Genomic DNA, 26,718 nt, shown 5'->3' on the forward strand with positions numbered 1-26,718 from the left:
TCGTGTCAGGCAATTATCCGGACTAAGGGATTTCATGGCCATCTGTCAGTCCTTGGCCGAAATCACCCTCACCCCATACTGAGGGATCACCAAATCCGCTGTCATCAGCTCCATACCCTCTGACTGCGCCTGCGCAATCAACATCCGATCAAAGGGATCATGATGTATCCTTGGCAATGCCGCCGCCTGCTGGGCCTGGAAAAGATCGATGGGTAATGGCAGAAATCCCTTGTCACTCACCAAGGCCTGTAAATCTCCATCGAGATGCAAGCCGCCTTTTTCACGCTTGATCGCCACTTCCCAAACCGTAGCTGCGCTTACAAACAGCTGATTCCGCTCATCCGCAATAATTTGCCGGGCGGTTTTACCCAAGGAAGGATGATCAGACATCCACCAGAGCCAGACACAGCTGTCCAGCAATACCCGCCTCACAGTGTCCCTCCCTCAAAACCATCAATAATGTCCTGCGAGGTTTGGTCAAAATCCTCCGGAACCACCAGCTTGCCTTTCAGGCAGCCGGGTTGACGGGGACTGGGAGCAGCCTGATGCGGCAACAAATCCAGATAGGGCTTTCCGGCACGGGCAATGACTACCTTGTCTCCCGCCCAAACACGTTCGGCAAGTTCAGACAGCCTGCTTTTGGCTTCGTGCATATTGACCTGAATGGTGGACATAACAACCCCAAACTTAGCTAAACTAAACCATAAAAATTATGCCATGAAGAATCGTGTTTGAGCCACCACTTTTCCCCTTCCCCGACCATCTTTACCTTACTCCCGCCACCTGCCTCGCCATGCACCCTTGATACCTGCCATCCACCCGTTTCGCAAACCACTCCGTCGTCAACTTGCGGGTAATCTTGGGGCTGCTCAACTTAATCTGCGGCATCACCTGATGCGGCAACGCATGCCCCACCTGCGCCGACGCCACCTCAAAAACCCGCTTGAACAACGGCGTCTGGCTGAACCCTTCCGTTTTCTCCAGCTTCAGATCACGCTCAATCGCGGCCGCACTCATCTCCAGTCGCGAAGCCAGCTTCATCAGCTGCTTTTGCGTGGTACTGGTTTCGTTGCTTTCGTACCTCAGCAGATCACCGTCCAGCACCATCTTCTGGCGGGCCAACTTCCCCACCGCCGACTGAAAAGCCGCATTACGGCTGCTATAGCGACCGGCATTAAAATCTGCAAAGCGGTAAATCATCTGCGGATAATTCGTGCGGTACTGCAACAGGATGGCTATGCCAAAATACACACCCCCTCGCCTCGTAAACACTTCGGACCTGATGCTGCCCTTGGGTTTGTAGGGATAAGGCCAGACACGAACGTGGTCTTCGGCAAAATCGACACTGACCTGCATCGGCCCGCCGGTACGGATTGGATTTTTCAACGACAACGGCAGTTTCAAGGCGTGGGCGTCCGCCGCCATGTCCTCAAACAGATCATTCATCTGTTTTTCAGTTTTCAGGGCGTCAATCCGCTTTTTATAGCTGCGGCCGTCGGGTGAAGACTTCAGGAAAGCGGTTTTGACCGCCAGCATCGGCAAATGGTATTTCGCGGCCCGCTTTTCAATTTCCTTCCAGACAATCTTGTCCAGATTGGGCACGCCGGGATCGGCTTGCCAACTGGATTCCTGCTCAATGATGGCGATGGCGGCACAGAAATACTGGGCCTCGTAGGGGATTTTCAGGCCGGTGAATGCGGAGAGGATGTCATTGCGCCAGCCGTTGCGGTCCTTGATGTTGGCGGGCAGCAGTTGGTGTAGCAAGGCCCGGCCCTGGGATTCGTCCACGGCGGCAGACGGCGTTTTCACAGTTGCCGGTGGAATGGGCACAGGCGTCAGCGGAGCCGCTTCCGGCGGCAGCGATATCGCGGGTGCTGTGACCGGAGTTTGTTCGATCGGCGTGGTGGTGACCGGAGCAGTCGGCTTGATCGGCGCCGGCGATGGCTTCGAAGGCGGCGCGCTGACGCAGGCGCTGAGCGTGGCCGCCATCACGGCAAGGGATAGCAGCTGTTTGACTGGCTTCACGCGGGTGAACTCATGGAATTTCTGCGCGCAGACTACACCCCAACGCGGCTGCCCGCCAAGCCCAAAGCCCGCTGCAATCGCGCCAGATCTTCATTGAATTGGCTAGACGCCACATACTGCACCGCAAACGGCAACGGCTCCGGTCGTGCCACGGCGCTGCCAATATCCAGATCCGGGGACTTTACCGGCTGCAAGCGCAAAAACAGACTGCGCCGACTCAGGGACAGACGCTGCCCCGACACCGGCGGCACCCCTTCCACCCACTCCCAGCAGGCAATCTGGTCCACCGGAAAGCGTGAGTTTTTGGCATCCACCCAGCCAACCACTTTGCCAGTGGCCGCCAAGCGAACTTGCACGGTGTCCCCTTTCAGTTCAAACCGGAACACGGCAGCGGCATAATCCCCTGGTGGAGGGTCGGCATGCAGCACCACATTCAATGGCCGCTCCCGAAATAACAGCAAACGACGTTCCAGACTGTGCCAACGTGACAATGCTTCTTCCCGCGCCGGGCGCGCCGCTTCCTGCTCTGCAAGCCGTGACTTGAACTGCTCCACCTGCAGCAACGCTTCCGGCTGTCGCTTCAAGGCCAAGTGCAATTGCTGGTTGATGGCGCGAATCTGCGACGGCTGCGGCTTCCACCAGACATCCATGTAGCGGCCCAACGGGTACATACGCAAACCCAGCGCCACATTAACGGCGTCGTCCGCCGTAAAGCTCCCTTCCGGTTTGGCCAGCGACCGCCGGATCATGTCGGCATGTGTCAGCACCTCCGCCGCTCCGGCGTGATCCAGGAAACGGCACAATTTGTCCTTGGGGGCATACAGCAAATGCAACTCCTGCTGGGTGCGGGTCATGGCCACATACAGCAAGCGGCGTTCTTCTTCCTGATTTTCAGCGCTGGCAGGCAACTGGTCATCGGCGCAGGACGGCACAAACACCAGCGGCCACTGCAAGCCCTTGGCGCGGTGGATGGACATGATATGCAGCGCGGGCAAACTGGAGTCCGCCTCGCTTTCTTCCACATGCAACAACCTGATGTGTTCCAGGAAATCAGCCACTTTGCCGCGACTGCGGGCGTACTGCACCAGGGCGCGCACGTTTTTGCAACGCTCCTCGCCCAGTTCGGCGACCCCGGCGGCTTTTTGCAGGTAATCCAGATATTCCAGTTCGGTGATCAGCCAGAACAGGGTGTCGGCGGCATTGGCTTCCAGGCGGGTTTGCAGTGCGCGGATGACCTGCACAAAGCGCAGCAGACGCTTGCGCGCGCCCTCGTTCGGCACTTCGTAGAAGCCGCGCTCAATCAGCGCCAGTATGGATTCCTGCTGCATCAGCGACTGGTCGCGGATGCGCTGGATCCAGTCGTTGGTGACGAAACGGTTGGGCGTGCGGATGATGTCGGCAAACCGGCGGGTGTATTGTTCAGACGGTTTGCCCAAACCTTTGGCCATGTCGCGTTCCTGCCGCGCAAAACCCAGATAGGTAAACAGCGCCCGCACTTCCGGGCGTTCATAAAAACGCTGGCTGCCGATAATCCGGTACGGCAGGCCCTCTTCAATCAGGCGCGCCTCAATGGCCGGAGTTTGCGCGTAGGAGCGCACCAGCACGATGGCCTGTTTGGGGGTGCCGCCCTGCCCCAGATGCGCCTGATACACCTCCACCAGATGCCGCGCCACTTCACCGTCGGAGGCAAAGCCCTTCAATAGCACATTGCCGCCAAAACCCTTTTGCGACACCAGATCCTTGGGGTGCCGGTCGGTATTGGCGGCAATGACTTTTCCGGCCAGCAAAGTGGCTTCGGCAGGACAACGGAAATTGTCGGAAATGGTGTATTCCGCCGCGTTGTAACGCTGGCCGAAATCCAGGATGAAACGCACCGCCGCACCGCGCCATTCGTAGATGCACTGGTCGTCATCGCCAATGGCCATGTAGTTGCGGTGTCTTTCGGTGAGAATGTCGGCCAGTTGCACCTGCACCAGATTGACGTCCTGATATTCGTCGATCAGCACATAGTCATAGGCCGCCGTGAGCCAGGCCCGGATGTCGGGGAAGCGCACCAGGGCTTCCCAACCCAGCAGCAGCTGGTCGTCAAAAGTGAGGCTGCGGGTGTTCTGCCGCAGTTCCTCATAAAGGCGGTAGGCTTCCAGATAATGCGGATTGTCCGGGTGCTGGGCCTGGGTGGCGGACTTCAGGCCTTCCGGCGGCAACTGGCTTTGGCCAAGGTGCGCGTAACGCAGGTTGCCTTTGCAAATGGAAATCCAGGTTTGCAGGTCTTCGGGATTGAGGTCGAGGGTGGCGAAATTCTTGCCTTGACGGCGGCTGAGTTCAATCAGCGCCTTCATGCCCAATTGCGCGGGCTTGTGTTCAATATCCTTTTCATCGAAGGGCTGCCAGTGCCCGGCCATGACGGTCTTCTGGACAATGCGGCGGCCCAGCGCGTTGAAGGTGAGGCAATGGGTGCCGGACACGCCCAGCTGCTCGATCTTGTGGCGGATGTCGCCCACGGTTTCACGGCTGAAGGAGCAAATGAGGATACGGGCGGGGTCAACATCGTGGTGCGTGGCCAAGCGGTGCACCCGGTGCGCCAGCGTGGTGGATTTCCCGGCTCCGGCCACCGCATAGACAATGGCGGGGCCACGCTCGTGATGAACGATTTTCAGTTGTTCGTCGGTGAGTTGCACGGAGCGGTTATCCTGAGGTCGCGGCGGTGCGATGATAGCGGAATGCTGAGGCCGGGCGCAGTTGCCGGGGCAGTTTTTTTGAGGAAAATGCCGATGAAGTTCTGGGTAATGTTGCTAACGCTGGCCACCTTGTCCGGTTGTGCGTCGATGTGGGGCGTGGCTACCAAGGACAACAAGGCGCGGCCGTGGTTTGGCGTCAAGGCCGACTGGTATGTGCTGACGCATGCGGCTGAGTTGGGAGAAAAGACCTGGTTGTTGCCGGTCGTGGCCTGTCCGGCGGCGGCCATTGACCTGCCCTTTAGCGCAGTGGGTGATCTGGTGTTCTGGCCGTATCTGTCTCAAGGCATGCAGCCTTCAGGATTGTAAATTCCGAGTCAACCCGCCATTCTGAAAGATCCCGGCCGGAGTCCTTCCACATGCATATCATTACCCTCCTTGCTTCCCTGCTGCTGTTCTCGTCCGCCACCCGCGCCGAGGACTCTGCCATTGCGGATGCCTTCAGCCAGGCCGGGATTGACGGGACAATCGTGATCACATCGTTGGGAACCGGCCAGACTTTTATTCACAACGATGCCCGCGCCGCCACCCGCTTCCCGGTCGCATCCACCTTCAAGATTTTCAACAGCCTGATCGCGCTGGAAGAAAAGGCGGTTAAACCGGACGAGGTGTTAAAGTGGAACGGCCAACACCATGACTTCCCGGACTGGAACCGTGACCAGACTTTGGCCAGTGCCTTCAAGGTCTCTTGCGTGTGGTGTTATCAGGAACTGGCATCCCGGATCGGCAAGACCACTTACCGGCGATACCTGAAGAACTCGGGATACGGGGTGCTGAAACCCTCCTTCCAGACCACCACGTTTTGGCTGGACGGTTCTTTGCAGGTTAGCGCGCAAGATCAGGTCTCTTTCCTGCGCAAGCTTTACCTGCGGCAATTACCCTTCAGCGACAGCAGCTACAACACCTTGCGCGGCATCATGCTGGCCGAACAGAACCCGACCTATTCCCTGCGCGCCAAGACCGGTTGGGCGATGTCGGCGGTTCCGGCTGTGGGTTGGTATGTGGGTTATGTGGAAACTGCCGCAGATGTCTGGTTTTTTGCCACCAACATCGTGACACGTGACGCCAAAGACCTGCCGTTGCGGCAAATGCTGACCAAGGAAGCCTTGCAACTTAAAGGCATTATTCCAAAAGCACCATAAAAAAAGCCCGTACCGGAGCCCAGGGGTTGGCATGACCGGTACAGGCAAAAGGGCAGATTTTGAGACGTTGGGAGGCTGCCCGTTCCTTCCTCCAGGAGTTTAGAAGTCGTATTTGACGGTGGACTGGATGCGCGCCAGTTCGCCCGATTGACCATTTTCCAGTTCGCGGGTGGCGTAACGCACTTCCACCCCGGTCGACAACTTGTTCGCCAGCTGACGGATGCAGTTTACCGAGACACTGCGGGTTGCCGCCGTTACCGTGCCGCCGGTAATGGCCACCGGATTGTCGATGCTCTCCGCCGCCAGGATCAGATTGCTGCGCCACTGCGGCGACCAGGTGTGTTTCCAGGCCAGCATCAGGCCCTGGGCATCAATGGCTTCCAGGTTACCGGCGGCCGAGACAGCCGCATCGTTGGCGGTGTTCAGGCTCATGTAACGGCCAATGCCGCTGCCATAATTCAGGGTGAAGCGCACTTCATCCGAGGGGGTAACGTTGTTCTTGCCGGAGACGGACAGTGCGTAACCCACCACGCTGTCATTCACCGTGCCGCTTTCCATCGACAATTCCCGCGCCAGCAAGCCCACCGAATAAGCGCCATGTTCGCTCTTGAAGTTGTAGCGCGCCACCAGGTCGGGAACGGCGTTATCGTCGCTGACCACCCGCGTTACGGCCCCTGCGACAATTTGCGTGATCGTGGTTTCCGGGTTTTCCACCGCAAACTGCCAATTGCCCTGGGTGTAGCGAACCAGCCCCTGACGGACAAACACCGCGCCATCGGTGCCGCCAATGAAGTCCAGGCTGTCCGGCAAGGCGTTGGCGTCCATGAAGGTGGACCAGGTCTGGCCGTAAGTCCAGTTTCCGTAAGTCAGAAAAGCGTGGCGGATTTCCGGAGCGTAGCCGTTGGTAATGCGCTGGTCGCCGACGGTGGTGGACATCATGTCGAACTCGAAACGACCGTTGATTTTCTTGCCGCCTTCCAGCGCGGTTTCGGTGGTAAAGGCGAAGCGTGACTGCCGGGCGTGCATGTCAAAAACCGGAGATTCATGGTTGCCGCCCACCGGAGTCAGGCTGGGCACATAGAAATCCCGGCCGATACCGGTGGCGATCTGGCCATCGTTGGTATGGGTGAGGATGGCGTCCAGTTTGATGTAGCCGGTAAAACCCACATCGGTGTCGCCCATCTTGAAGGCGGCGTGGCCGGCGGTGGCGGCCATCAGGGCGGTGACAGCAATGCCGAAGGACAGCGGACGAAGCGAAAAAGTGGCCATGAGGAGGCTCCGGTTGTTGTTCTGAAGGTCTTGTTCTGTGCCTTCACTCTCAACCTTTGCCGGAAAACGGACAATTCGCCTTTGGTCTAATACGCACCGGCCCCCTTCCACCCCGCATCGACCAAGGTCTAATTGGCCGATCCGCCGCACCGGCGTAGAACAACACCCCATAACAACGGCCTTTTCCGGCCCGATTACGGGGAAAACAATATGTCGCATCCTTCGCTTTATCCGGTAACCCCGGAAGCCCTGCAAAGAACCTGGCTCGACAACGACGCCTACCTCGCCATGTACCAGCAGTCCGTGGAAGATCCCGACGGATTCTGGCGCGAGCACGGGCAGCGGCTGCAATGGATGCGCCCTTACACGCAAGTCCGCGATACTTCCTTTACGCTGGGTAACGTCCATGCCAACTGGTTTGCCGACGGCACCCTCAACGCCAGCGTCAACTGCCTGGACCGTCACCTGCCCCAGCACGCCAACCAGGTGGCTTACTTCTGGGAGGGTGACAGCCCGGATGTGCAGCGCACCATGACCTACCGTCAGCTGTACGAGGAAGTCTGCCGTCTAGCCAACGGTATGCGGCAACTGGGCGTGGTCAAGGGCGACCGTGTCACCATTTACCTGCCGATGATCCCCGAAGCCGCCGTGGCGATGCTGGCCTGTGCCCGTATTGGCGCCGTGCATTCGGTGGTGTTTGCAGGATTCTCGCCGGACGCGCTGGGCAGCCGCATTGAAGACTGCGGCTCGAAATTGGTCATTACCGCCGACCAGGGACTGCGCGGCGCCCGCATTACGCCGCTGAAAGACAACACCGACCTCGCCCTGGGCCACCTTGGCAAAGCCAACCCGGTGGAACATGTGATTGTGGTGAAGCATGTGGGCCAGAACATTGACGAACATGCCGGACGCGACCTCTGGTATCACGAATTGCTGGCCGCCCAGTCCAGCGAATGCGAACCGGAACCAATGAACGCCGAAGACCCGCTGTTCATCCTTTACACCTCCGGCTCCACCGGCAAGCCCAAGGGCGTGCTGCACACCACCGGCGGCTACATGGTCTGGGCGGCCATGACCCACCAATACGTCTTTGACTACCACCCCGGCGATGTCTACTGGTGTTCCGCCGATGTCGGCTGGGTCACCGGTCACAGCTATATTGTCTATGGCCCGCTGGCCAATGCCGCCACCAGCGTCATGTTCGAAGGCATTCCCACCTACCCCAGCATCAAGCGCATTGCCCAGATCATCGACAAGTACCGCGTCAACATCCTCTACACGGCTCCCACTGCCATCCGTGCGTTGATGTCGCATGGCACCGCCGCCGTCGATGGCATGGACCTGTCGTCACTGAAGGTGCTGGGCAGCGTCGGCGAACCCATCAACCCCGAGGCATGGAACTGGTATCACGAGAAGGTCGGCAAGGGCCGTTGCCCCATTGTCGACACCTGGTGGCAAACCGAAACCGGCGGCGTACTGATTACCCCGCTGCCCGGCGCCACCGCTCTGAAGCCCGGCTCGGCCACGCGTCCCTTCTTCAGCGTGCGTCCAGCCATTGTCGATGGTGCAGGACAAATGCTGGATGGCGCCTGCGAAGGCAATCTGGTGTTGTTGGGCAGCTGGCCGGGGCAGATGCGCACCTTGTACGGCGATCACGAACGCTACGAGCAAACCTATTTTTCCACGTACCCCGGCATGTACTTTACCGGTGACGGCGCGCGCCGTGACGATGACGGTTATTACTGGCTGACGGGTCGGGTGGACGATGTGCTGAATGTTTCCGGCCACCGGCTGGGCACCGCGGAAATCGAGAGCTGCCTGGTAGCGCACGAGGCCATTGCCGAAGCCGCCGTGGTGGGTTATCCGCATGACATCAAGGGTCAGGGCATCTATGTGTTCATTGCCCCGCGTGAAGGCGTGGAGCCCAGTGACGAACTGACCAAGGCCGTTCGCGAATGGGTGCGGCATGACATCTCCGCCATTGCCACCCCGGACTTGATCCAATGGACGCCTGGCCTGCCGAAAACCCGTTCGGGCAAGATCATGCGCCGCATCCTGCGCAAGATTGCCGCCAACGAGCATGATTCGCTGGGCGATATCAGTACCTTGGCTGATCCGAGTGTGGTGGCGCATTTGGTGGAACATCGGTTGAATGCGTGAGCTACAACGCCCCCTTGGAAAGGGGGCCGACGCAACGCGGCGGGGGGTTTTACCCCTGACCTCCGTCAAAACCCCCACCGCTGCGCGGTTGCCCCCTTTCCAAGGGGGCCTTGCTTACAAAGGTTTGTTTCGGGCTTGCACCTTCCCCTCACTCTGGCTATGTTGGCTCACAATAACTAGCTGGACCCGCCCCCATGGCCAAGCTGATCGTCGCTGACGACCATCCTCTTTTCCGCAATGCCCTGATCAACGCCATCAGCCATACCTTTGCCGCCACGTCTACCGTGGAAGCGGACAGTTTTGAGGCCACCTGCACGGCGCTGGAAGCCAATCCCGATACCGATTTGTTGCTGCTGGACCTGCACATGCCCGGCAATTGCGGTTTTTTGGGGCTGATCCAGCTGAAGAAGGAATATCCGACCCTGCCGATTGTGGTGATCTCGGCCAGTGAAGATCCGGATGTGGTGAAGCGGGTCATCAGTTTCGGGGCGTCGGCGTATATTCCGAAATCGGCGCATCCGGTGGAAATCGGCAAGGCGCTGGAGGCGGTGCTGGATGGCGATACCTGGGTGCCGCCGGGGATGCGGCATTTGCTGGTGCAGCGTCCGGGCGATGACAGCGATACCGATCTGGCGGCGCGGGTGGCGCAGCTGACGCCGCAGCAGTACAAGGTGCTGTATTTCCTGACGGAGGGCTGGCTGAATAAGCAGATTGCTTATGATCTGAATATCTCGGAGGCGACGGTGAAGGCGCATATGACGGCCATTTTCCGCAAGCTGGGGGTGGCAACGCGGACGCAGGTGGTGATTTTGGCGCAGCGCTTGCAGTTGGAGGCGCCGGTGGACAGGGCGTTGAAGTCATCATGATTGAAACCCTGCCCGGCCCCGACGGCCACCCCCGCTGTTTCTGGTGCCTCAGCACCCCGGAATATCTGTCCTATCACGATACCGAATGGGGTTTTCCGGTAACGGATGATTACCGCCTGTTCGAGAAGCTCTGTCTGGAAGGCTTTCAGTCCGGGTTAAGCTGGCGGACAATCCTGATGAAACGCGAAAACTTCCGCTCTGCCTTTGATGGCTTCGATTACCGGAAGGTAGCGACTTATACAGAAGCGGATGTGGAACGGTTGTTGCTTGATGCCGGGATTGTGCGGCATCGCGGCAAAATCGAGGCCGTCATCAATAATGCCCGACGCATGATTGAACTGGTGGAGCAGGAAGGGTCATTGTCGGATTTTGTTCGGCGCTTCAAGCCGGTTGATGACGGGTCGGCTCCGGTGGTGCGGGCCACCTGTCCGGAATCGGAGGCCTTGTCGAAGGCGTTGAAGAAAAAGGGCTGGAAATTTGTGGGGCCGACGACGGTTTATGCGTTCATGCAGGCGATGGGGTTGGTGAATGATCATGCGGAGGGGTGTGTGATTCGATCTCTCGTCAGCGCTTCAGCGTAGTGACCCAGAGATCGGGACCAGCTAGCGGAAGCGTTCTTCTGACTATGGAACTACCGCCCTCATTTCCAGCATCTCCCGCACCGCCTTGATAACCGCTTCCGGCTTCTCCAACGGAATCCCGTGCCCGCTATCCACCCAAACCTGCCGGGCCCCCGGATACAATCGCAGCAGATCCACCCGCTTCGCATTCGCATCCCGCGCCAAAGCTGAAGTCCCGCTCATGGGCTTCCGGGCGCTCAGAATCACCACCCGCTCCCCCGGAAACGCCGGCATCGCCAGCACATCATCCCCGGTACGGTTAATCCCCAGCAACTCCTCCTTGGCCACAGCAGATGTCAGCCCCTGCATCACCATCCGCACCCACCATGGCCAGTGATCCGGCGACCCCTCACCCTGCATCTGCCTGGGATGCGTGGAATCCACCAGCACCAGGGCCTTCACTTCTTCAGGGTAACGACGGGCATACCATTGAATGTACAAACCGCCCAACGAGTGCCCGACCAAGACATAAGGCGGCTGCAGGCCCTGGCTTCGCAACAGCACCCGCAGCTCTTCCACCACATGCTGTCCGTCGCGTGGGGACACAGGTGCAGAGCTGTTGCCATAACCCGGCCGGTTGTAGGCAAGGACCGTTGTGTCGCGAGCAAGCTCCGGAACAATCTTTGCCCACCAGTCGAGCCTGCCTCCCAAACCGTTCTCGAAGATTACCGGCGTAGTGCCTTCCAGTCGGGAAATCACCAACTGGGTTTGAAGTTTATTGACCGTGACTGTCTTCTTTCCGGGCAAGGAAGCGCAAGCAGTCAGCGCCAGCACTGTCAAAACTAACAATACTCGCGAAATCATGATCTCTTCCCCACCCTCACCGAATTCAACACCGCCTTCAACGCCCCCGCCCGCACCGGCTTCGCCAAAAACATCACCCCGTCCGCCTTCGCCCGCTGCGGCAAATCCGGATCGGGGGCCGCCGACACCAGCAGCGTCGGCACCCCCGGCCACCGCTCCACCAACGCCCGGTGCAACCCCAACCCGTCCAGCCCGCCGCCCAACTGAAAATCCAGCACCAGCAAATCCGGCGCGGCCCTGCCCTCTGCCCAAACTAGAGCCGACGCACCATCCGGCAGGCAATCCACTTGCCCCACACCCCAATGCGACAGCAGAGTTTTCAAGGCTTCCAGATTCTGCCCGTCATCATCCACGCACAGCACCGACAAACCCGACAACAACGAACCCGCCGTCGCCACCGTTGTTTCAACCGCCACCGGGGCCACCGCTTCCGCCAACGGCACCGTCAGGCGGAACACCGAGCCTTTGCCCGGCTCCGAGGACACCGACAACTCATGGCCCAGACTGTTGGCCATGCGCTGCACCACGCCCAGACCCAGACCAATACCCTGCCGCCCCCGGGCTGTCGCATCCACTCGATAGAAATCCTCAAAAATCCGTTCCAGATCGCCCGCCGGAATGCCGGAACCGGTATCCCACACCTCCAGCACCACCGACTCCCCGCGCCGGCGGCAGCCCACCAGCACCTGGCCCTGCGGGGTGTACTTGATGGCGTTGGAGATAAGGTTTTGCAGGATGCGCCGCAAATACGTGGGGTTGGAACTGACGGTCCACGGCGTCGGGCGGACTTTCAGCTTCAAACCCTGACGTTCCGCCAGCAATGAAAACTCATCATCCAGCTGCTGCAACAAGGGCTGCAACGCCACCGGCCGGTTGCCGGGCTCGGTCTTACCTTCATCCAACCGGGCAATTTCCAGCAGGGTGGAAATCAGCTCCTCGGTGGCCTTCAGCGAATTATCCAGTTGCCCCAAAATGGCGGGCCGTCGCGCCGGATCACCCTGTTCCAGCGCGGCGGCAAACAGGCGGGCGGCATTCAGCGGTTGCAGGATGTCGTGACTGGCCAGCGCCAGAAAGCGGTTCTTGGCGGCATTGGCGGCTTCGGCTTCGCCTTTGGCCAAGCGCAGTTGCTGCTCGGTGATGTTGCGCAAATCCACTTCGGCGCGCAGTTCGGCATTGATGTCGCTGATCTCGCGGGTGCGCTGCTGCACACGCTGTTCCAGATGTTCCTTGGCTTCCGCCAGCGCCTGCATTTGCCGCACCTGTTCGGTGATGTCGGTGAAGCGGGTGACAAAGCCGCCGCCGGGAATGGGGTTGCCCTGCATCTCGATCACCGTGCCATCGGGCCGCACGCGCCGGAACACATGCGGGGTGCCGCGCCGCAAATGCTGCAAGCGCTTTTCCACATGCTCGTCTGCTGCGCCAGGACCGCACAGACCGCGCTCGGCGTTGAAGCGCACGATATCGGCAATCGGCCGCCCCACCTTCACCAGACTGGCGGGATAGTTGAACAAGTCCAGATAGGCCTGGTTCCACGCCACCAGATGCAAATCCTTGTCCACCACACTGACGCCCTGCCCCAGATGCTCCAGCGTGGCAAACAGGATATGGCGGGAAAACTGGATGACTTCGCGGGTATCGTCGAACAAGGTCACCACGTCTTCAAAATCCAGTTGCCGGCCGTCCAGCGCCGCCTCGACCATGGCGGCGGCTCCGGCGGCGCCAATCACCCCGGCCAATTCCCGTTCCACCTGACGAATCAGCGTCAGCGACGGCGCGGCGGCATCGCCGGGCTGGAAAGGCAGCAGGGTTTCACAGGCGCGAACGGGGCCGACAAACCGTTCCAGCAGCGTCATCAGGTCATCGGTGGTAATGCGGCCGCGCCGCGCCGGTTTCTGCGGCTGGCTTTCCGCCTCGGCTTCGCGTTGCGGACGCACAAAGGCGGATGCCTGCAAACGGTCCTTCAGATCGGGCCGCGACAACCACGATACGCCGACATAGGCCAGTGTGTTCATCCCCAGCGACCAGAAGACACCAAAACTCAGGGCATCCACCGAATCCGACCCGAAATGCGGTATCGTCCATTGAGCGGCATTGGCGAAGGCGGTCAGCAATGAAGGCATCATCAGCAACAGGAACCACAGCAACACGCCCACGGTCAAACCGGCATAAACACCATAGGCATGACCGCGCCGCCAGTACAAACCGCCCAGCACGGCGGGCAGCAGCTGGATAATCAGCGCGAAGGCCAGCAAGCCGGTTTCCGCCAGTTCATGATCGCGGGCAAAACCGGCATACCAGGCATAAGAAAGCGCCATCACCGTGGCAATCATCAGCCGCCGCACCCGCAAAATCACCGGCCCGAAATCGCGGTTGGCGCCCTGCTCACGGTATCGATCCAGCAAGGCGGGCATCACCACGCTGCTGCTGATCATGGCGCTCAACGCCAGTGTGGCAATAATGATCATGGAGGTGGCCGCCGAGAATCCGCCAATGAACACCAGCGCACTGGCCATGGCCCAGCCCTGACCGGCGGGCAGCAGCAATACATAGCGGTCGGCCTCACCGGTCTGCTGCGGGTAAAGCTGCAGGCCCGCCACAGCGATCGGGATCACCACCAGCGTCACCAGCACCAGATACAGGCTGAACCAGATGCGCGCCTGACGCAGGTGGCCGCTGTCCGTATTTTCCACAAAGGCGACGTGAAACTGGCGTGGCAGCAGGAACACCGCCGACATCGCCAGCACGGTTTTGGTGAGAAAGGACAGCAGGTTGAAAGGTTCTCGCTCGGCATGGGCGCTGAAGTCGGCCAGCAGGTGTTGCGGATGGTCCAGCAGGAACATGGCGCACACGGCCAGCGTCACCAAGGCCACCAGTTTCACCAGCGACTCGAAGGCAATGGCGGCCATGATGCCCCGGTTGCGGCCGGTCAGGTGCTGCGGCCTAGTGGCGAACAGCATGGCAAACACCGTCATGGCCAACGCGCTCATCATGGCGCTGTTCTGCCACCAGATGCCGGGATCGGCGCGGTCGCCCAGCAGCACGCGGTAGGACTGCGCCACGGCTTTCAACTGCAAGGCAATATAGGGCACCACCACCACCAGGCACACCAGCGTCACCATCACGGCAATGCCCTGCCGCTTGCCGTAACGGGTGCTGATGAAGTCCGCCAGCGACGCCGCATTCTGCTGCCGGGTAATACGGGCGATCCGCCCCAGCAGCGCCTGACCAAACAGCATCACCAGCAAGGGTCCCAGGTAGATGGGCACATATTGCCAACCCGAGGATACCGCCGTTCCCACCGCGCCGTAATAGGTCCATGACGTGCAATAGACCGCCAGCGTCAGGCTGTAGATGACGCCGCCGAAACGCTTCAGCCATGGCTCCGCCGCCGGGCGTTCCGCCAGCCGGGCAATGCCGAACAATCCGGCCACGTACAACATCGCCAGCAGGGCGACAATCCAGGGGGACACGGTAAACCCTCATCATTGCCGGTGGTCCGGCGTATTCTTCGGTAACAGCAAACCCGATTGGGGAACTGGCGCATAAAGGCAATTTTCGGCCGATTCGCGTCTATACTCTTTGGAACATTACTCGATTCCTGAAGCCACTGCCATGTACCAATTTCTCGATGCCGGCCAATCGCTGATTGTGGACGGCCAACCCCGCTTCGGCCACTTCGACGACGCCCTGCGCATCATCAACCGCGATGACTTTGTCTATCGCAATGCCTTTGGTGAAAAGCGCAGCAAGCTGGCGGGCTGGGTGGGCAATAAAGACTTCCAGTATCTGGGCGGCATGAGCGACAAGCTGATTTTCGGCTGTGCACTGGCGCATCTGCGCTACATGGCCGTTGCCTTTGTTTATGTCTACGACACCGAAACCCGGCAACTGTGGTCCCGCTCCTGGCGCAGCCCCATGGGCCTGGGTTTCAAGTTGGCCGGGAATCCGCGTGAAGGAGAGTCACGATTTCACCTGCCGGGGCTGGTCGATATCCGCATGACCTACCGTAATTCTCCTCGCGAGAAGGTTCTGCAAATCCACTGCAAGGATCTGGAACTGGAGGCCCGTCTGGATGAGGCCGATTTCCAGCCGATGTCGCTCTGCACCCGCACCGGCTACAGCGGCTTTACCTATGCCTGTAAGGATGCCGGTCAGCCGCTGTACGGTTTTCTGGAAACCAAGGGCAAACGCTATGACCTGCGGGAAATCCGCGCCTATGGCCACCATGACTTTTCCTGCGGCTACATGCGCCGTGAAACCTGGTGGAACTGGGCCTGTTTCTCCGGCGAAGTGCAGGAAGGCCCGCGCAAGGGCCAGCGCATCGGCTTGAATGTCTCGGCCGGGGTCAATGAAACCGGTTTCAGTGAAAACTGTTTCTGGCTGAACGGGCAGCTAGTGCCGCTCAGTTTCACCCGCTTCGACTTCAATGCCGACGATCCCATGCAACCCTGGGATGTCAGCGCCGACAACGGCAAACTGCAACTGCACTTCCAGCCGATGGGCATGCACCGCGAAGTGGTGCGCGCCGGTCTGGTCACCAGCCATTTCCGTCAGGTCTTCGGCGAATTCAGCGGTTGTATGCTGGTGGACGGGGAAGAAATCAGTTTGAATGGCTTGAAAGGTTTTGTTGAAGACCAGTACATCAAATGGTGACCCCATGAAACGTATCACCGTGGCGCTGTTGGCCGCCTGTCTCAGCCTGCCGGTTTTGGCGGAATGGGTCGGTATGAAAGCACCTGCCTTTTCACTGCCGGATCAGACCGGCAAAGTCCGCACGCTGGATGAGTTCAAGGGCCGGTGGGTGGTGCTGTATTTCTACCCCAAGGACAATACCTCGGGCTGCACCGAAGAGGCCATTCGTTTTCGGGATCAGTTTGCCGAGTTCAAGAAGCTGGGCATTGTGGTGCTGGGGGTGAGCCTGGATTCGGTGGAGTCGCACAAGCAGTTTGCGGCTTCGTTGAAACTGCCGTTTGCCCTGCTCTCGGACAGCCAGAAGCATTTATCCTCGAAGCTGGAAGTCTTGAGCGGTTTTGGGCCGCTGAGTTATACGCGGCGCGAGACGTTCCTGATTGATCCGCGGGGGGAGATTGTGACGCGCTATAAGTCGGTGGATACGGAGAAGCATGCGGCGCAGGTATTGGCGGATGTGGTGAGGTTGTCGAAGTTGTAATTGTAGGCTTGCGCCACCGATTGTCCTGCAACTTTCCCCTCCAGTGTCACAACACGGCGCTATCCTGCCCTTTTGCCCCAAAAGCCGGGACTGCCATGAAAAGAATCACCACCCTGCTTCAATCCATGCTGCTCTACCTCAAAACCCTGTTGTTCGACCTCAGTTTCCAGCACTACATCAGCCTGCAGATCATCCCGCTGGTCTATTTACTGGTGCTGTTGGTCTCCCCGGTCGCCATCGGCTGGATGGTCTGGCTGGCGTTTAGCCAAGGCCCCGCCGCCGGGTTTTCCGCCCTGGTGCTGGCCCCGTTTGTATTTCTTGCATGGGTTTCCTGTTGTCGTGTCGTACTGGAACTGTTAATGGTAGTATTCCGGCTAACCGGTCAGCTGGACGAGGTGGCCTTCATGCGCGAGTCCGTGGACAAGCTCAGCGAAGTCACCGTCTTCACCCGCCCGCTGACCCGCTTTCTGAAACCTGCCTCCGTCCGTGACCGGGACCGTCCGCCGCCACGACGCTAGGCCCGAGGATTCCCCACGATGAAATTGATGTCGCTCAACCGCTGTCATGTTCCCGATAATCTGTCCGGCGTCACCTCCTACGACCCCGCCATGGAAGTTGATCCCGAATCAGTGGGCATGACCCGCAAGCAGGTTGAACGCATCTGGCGCGACGTGGAGTCGGCCTACAAAACCGGCTTCTCCCCCGCCATCACCATTTGCATCCGCCGTCATGGCCAGGTCATCCTCAATCGCGCCATTGGCCATGCCCGCGGCAACGGCCCCGAAGACCGGCCGGAGACCCCGAAAGTCCTGGCCACGCCCGATACCCGGCTCTGCCTGTTTTCCGCCTCCAAGGTGGTCACCGCCATGCTGGTGCACCTGCTGGACGAGCGCGGTGAAATCGACCTGCTGGACCCCATCAGCCATTACATTCCCGAATACGCCCAGAACGGCAAGCAGGACGCCACCATTTACCACCTGCTGGCCCATCGCGGCGGTGTGCCCAGCCTGCCGCCCGATACCGACCCCGAGTTCCTCTTTCATCCCAAAGATGCCGCCAACCTGCTGTACCAGACCAAGCCCATTGCGCCCAGCGGTCACCGCGCCGCCTACCATGCCTTGACCGGCGGCTACATCCTGGGTGAAATCATTGAGCGCGTCACCGGCCAGACGCCGCGTGAGTTCCTGCAGCAGAATGTCTGCGACCCCATGGGCATGGAAACCTTCAACTATGGCCTGGCCCCGGAATGGCGTAATCAAGTGGCGCTGAACTACAGTACCGGCATCAAACCGACGCTGGCGCCCGCCTGGTACCTGAAGCAGATCCTGGGTGCGTCCATGGAAGATGTGGAAAAGTACACCAACGATGAACGCTTCCTGGACACCATCTGCCCGGCCGGCAACATCTATTCCACTGCCGAAGAAGCCTCGCGCTTTTTCCAGATGCTGCTGGACGGCGGCGTCTATCAGGGCAAGCAGATTTTCGACCCCATGACCATCCGCCGCGCCACCATCGAAGTCTCCCGCCCCGAGTTCGACAAGATGCTTTTGCTGCCCATGCGCTACGCCATGGGCCCCATGCTGGGCGACAGCCCCATCGGCCTCTATGGCGTCAATTGCAAGAACGCCTTTGGCCACTTGGGCTATATCTCCATTTTTTGCTGGGCCGACCCTGATCGCGCCCTGTCGGCCAGTGTGCTGACCTCGGGCAAATCGCTGATTGGACCCGGCCTCCCGGCCATGATCAAGCTGATTGCGGGTATCAGCCTGAACTGCAAACGACTGCATTCATCAGAGAAGCATCGCTTCGCGATACAATAACGGCTATAATTAATATACACATGTCCCGGAGCATTAAATGAGCCCATCCGACGTCAAGCCACCCATCAACTGGCCTGCCATCATTGTGCTGTTTTCCACCCCGCTGGCGGCGCTGATTGCGATTCCGCTTTATGCCTGGTTTGCCGATTTCAGTACGGCAGCCTGGGTGTTGATGGTGGGTTATCTGTTCGCCAACGGCTTGGGCATCACCATGGGCTATCACCGCCTGTGGTCGCACCGGGCGTTTGAAGCGCACTGGCTGGTGAAGATTCCGCTGATGCTGTTGGGCACGGCCGCCATCCAGAACAGCATCCTGATGTGGGGTTCGGGCCACCGGGTTCACCACCGTCATGTGGACGATGTGGACAAGGACCCCTACTCCGCCCGTCGCGGTTTCTGGTTCTCGCACATGGGCTGGATGATTCGTGACTATCCCACCGGTTATGCCGATTTCAGCAACGCCCAGGATCTGCTGAAAGATCCGATCGTGATGTTCCAGCACAACCATTACATCAAGCTGGTGCTGCTGATGAACTTCGGCGTGCCGATGCTGTTTGGTTGGCTGGTGGGTGATTTCTGGGGTGTGGTGCTGTTGATGGGCCTGCTGCGCCTGGTGCTGAGCCATCACACCACATTCTTCATCAATTCGCTGGCCCACATGTGGGGCAGCCAGCCCTATACCGATGAGAACACCGCGCGTGACAACTTCGTGGTTGCGCTGTTTACCTACGGCGAGGGTTATCACAACTTCCACCACATCTTCCAGTATGACTTCCGCAATGGCGTGAAGTGGTGGCAGTACGATCCCACCAAGTGGCTGATCCTGGCCTGTTCGTGGGTGGGCCTCACCAAGAACCTGAAGCGTGTGCCGGACTTCACCATCCGCAAGGCGCAGTTGCAGATGCAGTTCAAGCGCGCCCAGCGTCAGTTGGAAGCATCGGCCTCGCGCCTGCCCATGATGGATGTGGAAGCTTTGAAGCAGCGCATGACCCACGAATATGATGCGTTCATGGCGACGCTGAATGAGTGGGGTACGCTGAAGGAAGAATGGTACGCCGAGAAGAAGCAGGCGTTGGCGGACAAGAAGCAGGAACTGACGTTGAAGTGGGAAGAGGCTGATTTCAGCGCCCGTTTCAAGGAGATGGAAAACCGTCTGCAGATGCAGAGCCGTCGTCTGGAACAGATGATGCGTCAGGCTTTTCCGACTCCGGTTTGATCTGGTTGCGGGATTGGGGAAAAGGGTCGCTTCGGCGGCCCTTTTTTATGGCGAAGTTGCTGTTGATGGTTGTGTGGCAGGGTTCTTCACATTTCGGTGGGCCTGTTCAGACTACCGCCGATGCTCCCTGGTGCCTTCGGGCCTCACCCCTGCTTGCAGGATTCCATTAAAGCCGTTATACGTTGTAACAACTTGGACGGGGCCGAATTTAAGGTTTACATTGTCGGAAATGTCCTTTTCTGCTAGTTTTAAGTGCTTGAAAATCAGTAGCTTGCTACTGTACAGCCAGAATACAACGCCGTTTTTGGAAAATACAAGCACCAAATTTGGTGTCGATATCAAAGTTAGGCTTTTAATATGAGTAAATTGCAGAAAATAGTTGATAAATATACTCAAGACCTTCAACCAATGGAAAAAATATATTCAGAAGAGTTTCCTAATTCAGATAAAATTGCTAAAGAAGTTGGGCGGGATGGAATAGTAGAAGTATTTGACAATATAGCTAGAATATCTGCAGAAAGAGAACGTTTAGATAGTGAGGGTGAAGTTAATTGTGACGAACTTGATGATTATTGGCGAGCCGCTACTAGGTATGCGAGTATTATTCCATACCAAATAAGGTTATATCCTGAAGACGTACTTAATGGACTATTTAGTGATAGTGAGGCTGTGAGATTTTATGTGGCTTATAGTTTAGGGAAAGTGCCATTTCGTAGTGCACATCCTTATCTCAACAACGCATTAAAGCAAGAATCATCTGAACTTAATATTCGTGTTTTGAATGAAGCTATAAAAGTATGTTCTTCTTTAGAAAAGTGTTCCAATGAATATTTAGAAAAACTAATGAATAAAAAGGTTTCATGGCACGATGCCTAACTTTCGCGTCAAGTGCGACAAGCACCCAGCCGATTATTTCTTATTTTTGATCGACGTTTTATTATTATGAAGTACCAAAATATATTGGACAAAAGCTATCGTCATTTAAAGGAAGGTTTTACATACAGAGTTGCCAAAGAGTTCAGAGATTACGACCATAATCTACAATCCTTGGGAATAACTTTGGTTTTTATAGGTAGTAACTTTGTTCCATACGAAGATGGCCTTTCGCTTTTTGTTTCAATAAATGGCATAGAACAGCAAATAAGATTGCAATGTCGTCCAGAAGAGCAAAAAGAGATTATTGAAAATCTTGAGCAATATTTGGTACAGTGTCAGTAATAAACAGTGCCGCACCGTGCCTAACTTGCGCGTCAAGTGCGACAAGCACCCAGCCAATTATTGTGTATTTTTTGATGGTTCTGAGGTACTCTCAGTTTTTAATTTTGTTGTAGGTGCTTGCGCCTTACGCGAGTAGTTGGTATAGGAGTAATAAATGAAAAAATGGAATTTGTCTCAAAAAAGCTATCTTCGCTTCATAAGATTTATTGGTTTTTCACAAAGAACGACTCGAAGCCTTTTTAGACTTTTCCAAATAGCAGTGTATTGTATAGCCGTCGTCTTTTTTATAAATATAATTAGCATATTTTTATTAGATTTCGATAATAAGGTAAGTACGGGATCATTTGGTGATCTATTTGGAGGTGTTCTCAACCCTTTATTAACATTTCTAATGTTCATGGGGGTTCTAATCACCATAGTATTGCAGCAAAAAGAACTAAAATTAACGCGTAAAGAATTAAAAAAATCCTCTATGGCTTTGGCTGAGCAAGCAGTTTCTCAAGAAAAATTCATACATAATCAGATGCTAACAGCAAAAATACATGCACTATCTACAATCATAGAGTCTATAAATGTAGATATAAAAATTAGCTTTCAAAAGTTTTCAATTTTTTACTCATCTGTAGGAACTAGCGCAGGTATTAAAATTGAGGCTCAATTAGATCAATCAATGGATGAAATCTCAAAACATATAAATGAAAGAATTACATACCGTACCACTATAGAGAATATGATGATGCTTCTTATCCATCAACAAAATACGAAAGGTAATTGATGAGCGTGCAATACCTAACTTGCGCGTCAAGTGCGACAAGCACCCAGCCAATTATGGGGGCTATTTTTAAATTCAGTTATTACTGAGTTTTTGTTTAATTTGTTGTGGGTGCTTGCGCCTTACGCGGGTAGTCATGCCTCATATGGGTAGCTAGAGTTTTAGCATGGAAATAGTGGTTTTATGAGTATAGAAAAAGAGAAAATGGAGCAGAATATTCTTTCTTGTATATTTGAAGATGGGAGGCAATGTAAAATAACTAAAACTGAACAACCAGATTTTATCTTGAACTATAAAGGGGCTATGATTGGTGAGGTTGCCGTCGGAATAGAAATTACAGAATTATACTATGATGCAACGTCTGCTAGACTCAACAATAAAAAAGGTTATATTCGTGACTTATTGGAAGGACAAAATATCCACAAGGACGATAAAAGTGTATTAACGGTAAAAGAAGTAAAGTATTTCTCGCAAAGTTTAGGCGGAAAACCATTTAATACGAAGATGCTGTTTCTCCCTAATTATACAATTGATGACTATCGCAACGCATTTCTTAGAACCCTGAGAAAAAAGCATGCAAAGCATGCCAATTATAATAAATCAGTTAATCAGTCTAGCTTGGTTATTTATGACCGCGAGAATTATTCTGGTAAATTAAAGCGACAAGATTTTGTTAGGGCTTTTTTCAATGAGTCAGTAATGGAGGAAATTAAAATTTCTCCTTTCGATGAAATTTACCTGATAACCTGTTTTGAAGGAAGTAATGATGAGTTTTATATTCAACTTAAGTATTGTGTGTTGCAGAATGAACTTTATAGACTGCTCGAATATATAGAAAAAAATTCGTTGCACGATAAATCAAAAGGAATGGGATTAAGTCTTAATGACGTCTTTGCTGAGGTGTTAGTTAAAAATGGCTACGTAGGAATAAAGAAATCAGAATGTAACCAAATTGATGCTGTGAGGTGTAATAGATATGCATTTAACATTAGTGAGATTGATAAAAAAATTAGTGTTTTTGATGACTTTCCTAAGCTTACTAATGCAGGTGTAGACTTTTCATTAAGTGAAAATAAAAAACTATTTACTACGAAATCTTTCCGTAAGTTTTTAAAAGAATCCAAGCATAGATATGTATCTTTTGATGTCGGTTTTAAGGTGCTCCGAAATTGGAGAGAGGGGTAATGTATGCCGATCAACAGGACAGGTTCTTGGCAACCGCTAGGTTAGTCAGGCTCTCTTCCGGTCGGGCCAACCCGTTTGCACATCTTGCGTTCCACAGGAACCCTGTCAGGCTTTCGCCAATGCCGGATTCTCTCCACTCAACAACCCGATACCCCGGCCAACGGACACTGCTTTTTTATGCCCAGCCCATGGCATTTCCTCCGCAACTATTCATAATGATTCCCATTCCCCCGTTGACGCTGCCTCCCCCATGCCCTCGCTTTCCCAACTCCGCTTCGACAACACCTTCGCCCGCCAGTTCCCGCAACTGCATACCCGGCTGGCCCCCACCCCACTGCGCGAACCCTTCCTCGTTCATGCCAACGCCGCCGTGGCCAAACTGCTGGACATCGACCTGGACGCACACTCCCCCGAAGAACTGGCCCGCTACTTTGGCGGCCACACCCCGCTGCCCGGCAGCGAACCCCTGGCCATGACCTATAGCGGCCACCAGTTCGGGCAATACAACCCGCAACTGGGCGACGGTCGCGGCCTGCTGCTGGGCGAAGTGGTGAACGAACGCGGTGAACGCTGGGACTTGCACCTGAAAGGAGCCGGACGCACCCCCTACTCCCGCTTCGGCGACGGCCGGGCCGTGTTACGCTCCAGCATCCGCGAATACCTGTGCAGCGAGGCCATGCACGGCCTTGGCATCCCCAGCACCCGCGCCTTGTGCGTGGTGGGGTCAAAGGAGTCGGTGCAACGTGAAAGCCGCGAGGCCGGGGCCACATTGCTGCGCGTAGCCGACAGCCACATCCGTTTCGGGCATTTTGAATGGCTGTTCAACAACCGCCCGGAACTGCTGCGCCCCTTGGCAGACTATGTCATTGACCGTCATTACCCGGAATGCCGGGACGCCGCGAAACCGGTAGCCGCCCTGCTGCACGCCGTCGTAACGCGCACCGCCAAACTCATGGCAGACTGGCAAAAATCGGGCTTTGCCCACGGCGTCATGAATACCGACAATTTCTCCATCACCGGCAGCACCTTCGATTACGGTCCCTTCGGTTTTCTGGATGCCTATGACCCCGGTTATGTCTGCAATCATTCCGACCACACCGGCCGTTATGCCTGGAACCAGCAACCCAGCATTGGCCTGTGGAACCTGAACGCCCTGGCCTATGCCCTGTCGCCATTGGTGGATCAGGACGACATCATCGCCGCCCTGCACTCCTATGAACCGACCTTGCTGGAACACTATTATTCCGGCATGCGCGGCAAGCTGGGGCTGGCAAGCATCCAGGACGACGATACCGCACTGATCATGGGCCTGCTGGATCTGATGATGAAAAACGGCGGCGACTACACCCGTACATTTCGCGCACTGAGTCACGTGCAACTGGGGGATGAACGCTGCCCGCTGCGGGATGATTTCGTGGATCGGGAAGGGTTTGATGCCTGGTTTGAGAGTTACCGGCAACGCCTGCTGCTGGAAGGTCGACCGGACCCGGAACGTCAGGCTGACATGCTGCGGCGGAACCCCAAATACATCCTGCGCAACTATCTGGCGCAGATTGCGATCAACAAGGCGGATAACGGGGATTACAGCGAGGTGGAGCGGCTGCTGCAGTTGCTGCAGTCACCGTATGAGGAATGGCCGGAGCATGAAGCTTATGCGGGACTGCCGCCGGATTGGGGACGGAAGATGGTGATCAGTTGTTCGTCGTAGGGGGATTGCTTTCATACCCCCCTGCGTTGCAGGGGGGAAATTACAACCCTCAGGCCGCCGCAATCCGCGTCATGCCGCCCACATAAGGCAGCAAGACTTCCGGAATGGCAATGCTGCCGTCCGCTTGCTGGTAGTTTTCCAGAATCGCCACCAGCGTGCGGCCAACAGCCAAACCAGATCCGTTCAGGGTGTGCAGCAATTCCGGCTTGCCTTCCTTGTTGCGGAAACGCGCCTGCATGCGCCGGGCCTGGAAAGACTCGAAGCTGGAGCAGGACGATATTTCACGGAACTTGCCCTGGGCAGGCAGCCACACTTCCAAATCGTATGTCTTGGCTGCCGAGAAGCCCATGTCGCCGCCGCACAGCAGCATCACCCGGTACGGCAAGCCCAGCATTTGCAGGATCTTCTCGGCATGCCCGGTCAGCTCTTCCAGAGCGGCCTCGGAGTTTTCCGGCTGCACCAGTTGCACCAGTTCCAACTTTTCAATCTGATGCTGTCGGATCAGGCCGCGCGTGTCCTTACAGTAAGAACCGGCTTCACTGCGGAAACACGGCGTGTGCGCTACATACTTCACCGGCAACTGATCGGCATTGAGGATTTCATCACGCACCATGTTGGTGACCGGCACTTCGGCGGTAGGAATCAGGTAATACTCTTTTTCACCACGCAGCTTGAACAGGTCTTCCTCAAATTTGGGCAGTTGGCCGGTGCCTTGCAGGCTGTCGGCGTTCACCAGATAAGGCACATAGACTTCTTCATAGCCGTGATGCAGGGTATGCACGTCCAGCATGAACTGGGTGAGACCGCGTTGAAGGCGCGCCAGCGGCCCCTTCAGGACCGAGAATCGCGAGCCGGTAATCTTGGTGGCGGTGGCAAAGTCCAGATAGCCCAGCGCTTCGCCCAGATCCGCATGATCCTTGGGCTCGAAGGCAAACTCGCCCGGCGTGCCCCAGCGGCGCACTTCCACATTGCCGTTTTCATCCTCCCCATCCGGCACGCTGTCGTGCGGCAGATTGGGAATCGTCAGCAGGAATGCATTCATCCGCAGTTGCAGGGCGTCCAGTTCCACCTTGACGGTATCCAGGCAGTTGTTGACTTCCTGCATGCGGGCCATGATCGGCGCCACATCTTCACCGGCTTTTTTGGCCATGCCAATCTTCTTGGCGCCGGCATTCCGCTCAGCCTGAAATTGCTCGGTATCCGTCTGGAGAGTCCGGCGCGATTCTTCAAACGCCTGAAAGGCAGTGATATCCAGCGTCACATTGCGTTTGGCCAGGCGACGGACGACTTCTTCAGGCTGGCTGCGCAGCAGGCGGGGGTCAAGCATGGTTGTCTCTTTTATAACTCGTTGATGACGTCCACACCTTTGGGTGGTGTGAACTGGAATTCGGCATCGGCGATTTTGCCATTAAGCCGTATCTGGCTGAAAGTGATATCGGTCTTCTGACCCAGTGAATCGCTCATTTGCATGCCGGTCAGCTGCACACCGTTGAAACTGACCAGCAGGCTTTCAAACAGCGCATCTTTATCCTTGGGTTTCAGCAGGAAGGTTTTGCGGCTTTTCCCTGCACCCTTCACGGTACTTTCGCTGATCGTGAACGAGGAGGACATTTGCGCTGCATTGCCCGACAGCAGCAATGCCGGGGTATTTCCAACCTGGCGGTCCAGCAACTGGCGCGTGGCTTGCTGCAGTTCGGGGTCATAGACCCAGACCACTTCGCCGTTGGCGACAATCTGCTGGGTAAACGGTTTTTCGGTATCCCAGCGGAAAAAACCGGGGCGACGCACCAGCATGCGGCCGCTAAGGATTTGCAGGGGCTTGCCCTGCGGGTCCAGCGTGTTCTGGGTGAACACGGCCTGCATGCTGTTGACCTTGCCCAGCAAGGCGTTCAATTGTTTGGCCGGGCTCTCGGCGGCGAAGGCGGAGCCGCCGGCCAGGGTCAGGCCCAAAAACATGGCAGTAAGGCGCATACAATTTCCTGTTGGCTGGATGTCCCGGCAGTGTTGC

Annotated in this window: 24 protein-coding genes; 15 read left to right on the forward strand and 9 right to left on the reverse strand. The window is 56.6% G+C overall.

Going from position 1 to position 26,718, the window contains the following annotated elements:
• Positions 1-45: 45 nt before the first annotated feature.
• From Q7T36_RS01355 to Q7T36_RS01370, 4 genes are all read right to left on the reverse strand, one after another.
• Positions 46-432, reverse strand: coding sequence for a type II toxin-antitoxin system VapC family toxin (locus tag Q7T36_RS01355; RefSeq protein WP_304843196.1), 387 nt, complete (start codon positions 430-432; stop codon positions 46-48).
• Entirely contained in the window at positions 429-674 is a 246-nt protein-coding gene (locus Q7T36_RS01360; protein WP_304843198.1) for a type II toxin-antitoxin system Phd/YefM family antitoxin, read from the reverse strand. The genes Q7T36_RS01355 and Q7T36_RS01360 overlap by 4 nt, the downstream gene beginning before the upstream one ends.
• Positions 675-765: 91 nt before the next feature.
• Positions 766-2,025, reverse strand: coding sequence for a DUF1615 domain-containing protein (locus Q7T36_RS01365; RefSeq protein ID WP_304843200.1), 1,260 nt, complete (start codon positions 2,023-2,025; stop codon positions 766-768).
• A 32-nt stretch (positions 2,026-2,057) separates the two neighbouring features.
• The gene (locus Q7T36_RS01370) at positions 2,058-4,703 is read right to left on the reverse strand and encodes an ATP-dependent helicase (protein WP_304843202.1); all 2,646 of its coding nucleotides are present in this window, start codon (positions 4,701-4,703) and stop codon (positions 2,058-2,060) included.
• Between the two features lie 93 nt (positions 4,704-4,796).
• Here Q7T36_RS01370 and Q7T36_RS01375 point away from each other — a divergent pair, with 93 nt between their 5' ends.
• Together Q7T36_RS01375 and blaOXA are read left to right on the forward strand one after the other, a co-directional pair.
• Positions 4,797-5,069, forward strand: coding sequence for a YceK/YidQ family lipoprotein (locus Q7T36_RS01375; RefSeq protein WP_304843204.1), 273 nt, complete (start codon positions 4,797-4,799; stop codon positions 5,067-5,069).
• 50 nt (positions 5,070-5,119) lie between these two features.
• Complete coding sequence (blaOXA, locus tag Q7T36_RS01380; protein ID WP_304843206.1) at positions 5,120-5,902, forward strand: class D beta-lactamase; 783 nt, start codon at positions 5,120-5,122, stop codon at positions 5,900-5,902.
• 99 nt (positions 5,903-6,001) lie between these two features.
• On the opposite strand, the gene Q7T36_RS01385 is transcribed toward blaOXA, so the two are convergent.
• Positions 6,002-7,171: a DcaP family trimeric outer membrane transporter gene (locus Q7T36_RS01385; protein WP_304843208.1), complete on the reverse strand. Its 1,170-nt coding sequence runs from the start codon at positions 7,169-7,171 to the stop codon at positions 6,002-6,004.
• A 210-nt stretch (positions 7,172-7,381) separates the two neighbouring features.
• Here Q7T36_RS01385 and acs point away from each other — a divergent pair, with 210 nt between their 5' ends.
• The 3 genes from acs (at position 7,382) to Q7T36_RS01400 (ending at position 10,778) form a co-directional block, all read left to right on the forward strand.
• Positions 7,382-9,331, forward strand: coding sequence for an acetate--CoA ligase (gene acs, locus Q7T36_RS01390; protein WP_304843210.1), 1,950 nt, complete (start codon positions 7,382-7,384; stop codon positions 9,329-9,331).
• Positions 9,332-9,525: 194 nt separating this feature from the next.
• Positions 9,526-10,197, forward strand: a complete 672-nt coding sequence (locus Q7T36_RS01395) for a response regulator transcription factor (protein WP_304843212.1) — start codon at positions 9,526-9,528, stop codon at positions 10,195-10,197.
• A complete protein-coding gene (locus Q7T36_RS01400; protein ID WP_304843214.1) occupies positions 10,194-10,778 on the forward strand; it encodes a DNA-3-methyladenine glycosylase I in 585 nt (194 codons plus the stop codon). Before Q7T36_RS01395 ends, Q7T36_RS01400 begins: the two co-directional genes overlap by 4 nt.
• Before the next feature lie 42 nt (positions 10,779-10,820).
• Here the strand turns inward: Q7T36_RS01400 and Q7T36_RS01405 are convergent, their stop codons facing one another.
• Complete coding sequence (locus Q7T36_RS01405) at positions 10,821-11,621, reverse strand: alpha/beta fold hydrolase (RefSeq protein WP_304843216.1); 801 nt, start codon at positions 11,619-11,621, stop codon at positions 10,821-10,823.
• Positions 11,618-15,091, reverse strand: a complete 3,474-nt coding sequence (locus Q7T36_RS01410) for a PAS-domain containing protein (protein WP_304843218.1) — start codon at positions 15,089-15,091, stop codon at positions 11,618-11,620. Before Q7T36_RS01410 ends, Q7T36_RS01405 begins: the two co-directional genes overlap by 4 nt.
• A gap of 142 nt (positions 15,092-15,233) precedes the next feature.
• Here Q7T36_RS01410 and Q7T36_RS01415 point away from each other — a divergent pair, with 142 nt between their 5' ends.
• The 10 genes from Q7T36_RS01415 (at position 15,234) to Q7T36_RS01460 (ending at position 24,710) form a co-directional block, all read left to right on the forward strand.
• Positions 15,234-16,274, forward strand: a complete 1,041-nt coding sequence (locus Q7T36_RS01415; RefSeq protein ID WP_304843220.1) for a DUF2804 domain-containing protein — start codon at positions 15,234-15,236, stop codon at positions 16,272-16,274.
• Positions 16,275-16,278: 4 nt separating this feature from the next.
• A complete protein-coding gene (locus Q7T36_RS01420; RefSeq protein ID WP_304843222.1) occupies positions 16,279-16,791 on the forward strand; it encodes a peroxiredoxin in 513 nt (170 codons plus the stop codon).
• A gap of 95 nt (positions 16,792-16,886) precedes the next feature.
• The gene (locus Q7T36_RS01425; protein ID WP_304843224.1) at positions 16,887-17,309 is read left to right on the forward strand and encodes a DUF4282 domain-containing protein; all 423 of its coding nucleotides are present in this window, start codon (positions 16,887-16,889) and stop codon (positions 17,307-17,309) included.
• Between the two features lie 18 nt (positions 17,310-17,327).
• Positions 17,328-18,611, forward strand: a complete 1,284-nt coding sequence (locus Q7T36_RS01430; RefSeq protein WP_304843226.1) for a serine hydrolase — start codon at positions 17,328-17,330, stop codon at positions 18,609-18,611.
• Positions 18,612-18,648: 37 nt separating this feature from the next.
• Positions 18,649-19,827, forward strand: coding sequence for a fatty acid desaturase (locus tag Q7T36_RS01435; protein WP_304843228.1), 1,179 nt, complete (start codon positions 18,649-18,651; stop codon positions 19,825-19,827).
• 357 nt (positions 19,828-20,184) lie between these two features.
• Positions 20,185-20,703 (forward strand): hypothetical protein, encoded by a 519-nt coding sequence (locus tag Q7T36_RS01440; RefSeq protein ID WP_304843230.1) that lies wholly within the window; start codon positions 20,185-20,187, stop codon positions 20,701-20,703.
• 66 nt (positions 20,704-20,769) lie between these two features.
• Positions 20,770-21,045, forward strand: a complete 276-nt coding sequence (locus tag Q7T36_RS01445) for a DUF3601 domain-containing protein (RefSeq protein WP_304843231.1) — start codon at positions 20,770-20,772, stop codon at positions 21,043-21,045.
• A gap of 154 nt (positions 21,046-21,199) precedes the next feature.
• Entirely contained in the window at positions 21,200-21,820 is a 621-nt protein-coding gene (locus Q7T36_RS01450; protein WP_304843233.1) for a hypothetical protein, read from the forward strand.
• 180 nt (positions 21,821-22,000) lie between these two features.
• Positions 22,001-23,002: a hypothetical protein gene (locus Q7T36_RS01455; protein WP_304843235.1), complete on the forward strand. Its 1,002-nt coding sequence runs from the start codon at positions 22,001-22,003 to the stop codon at positions 23,000-23,002.
• 250 nt (positions 23,003-23,252) lie between these two features.
• Positions 23,253-24,710: a YdiU family protein gene (locus Q7T36_RS01460; protein WP_304843237.1), complete on the forward strand. Its 1,458-nt coding sequence runs from the start codon at positions 23,253-23,255 to the stop codon at positions 24,708-24,710.
• 49 nt (positions 24,711-24,759) lie between these two features.
• Here Q7T36_RS01460 and serS read toward each other — a convergent pair whose 3' ends face one another.
• A complete protein-coding gene (gene serS / locus Q7T36_RS01465; RefSeq protein ID WP_304843239.1) occupies positions 24,760-26,037 on the reverse strand; it encodes a serine--tRNA ligase in 1,278 nt (425 codons plus the stop codon).
• 11 nt (positions 26,038-26,048) lie between these two features.
• Positions 26,049-26,681, reverse strand: a complete 633-nt coding sequence (gene lolA, locus Q7T36_RS01470; RefSeq protein ID WP_304843241.1) for an outer membrane lipoprotein chaperone LolA — start codon at positions 26,679-26,681, stop codon at positions 26,049-26,051.
• Positions 26,682-26,718 lie beyond the last annotated feature (37 nt).

This window comes from Fluviicoccus sp. (genome assembly GCF_030646115.1).
In the GTDB taxonomy this organism is placed as follows: Bacteria; Pseudomonadota; Gammaproteobacteria; order Pseudomonadales; family Moraxellaceae; genus Fluviicoccus.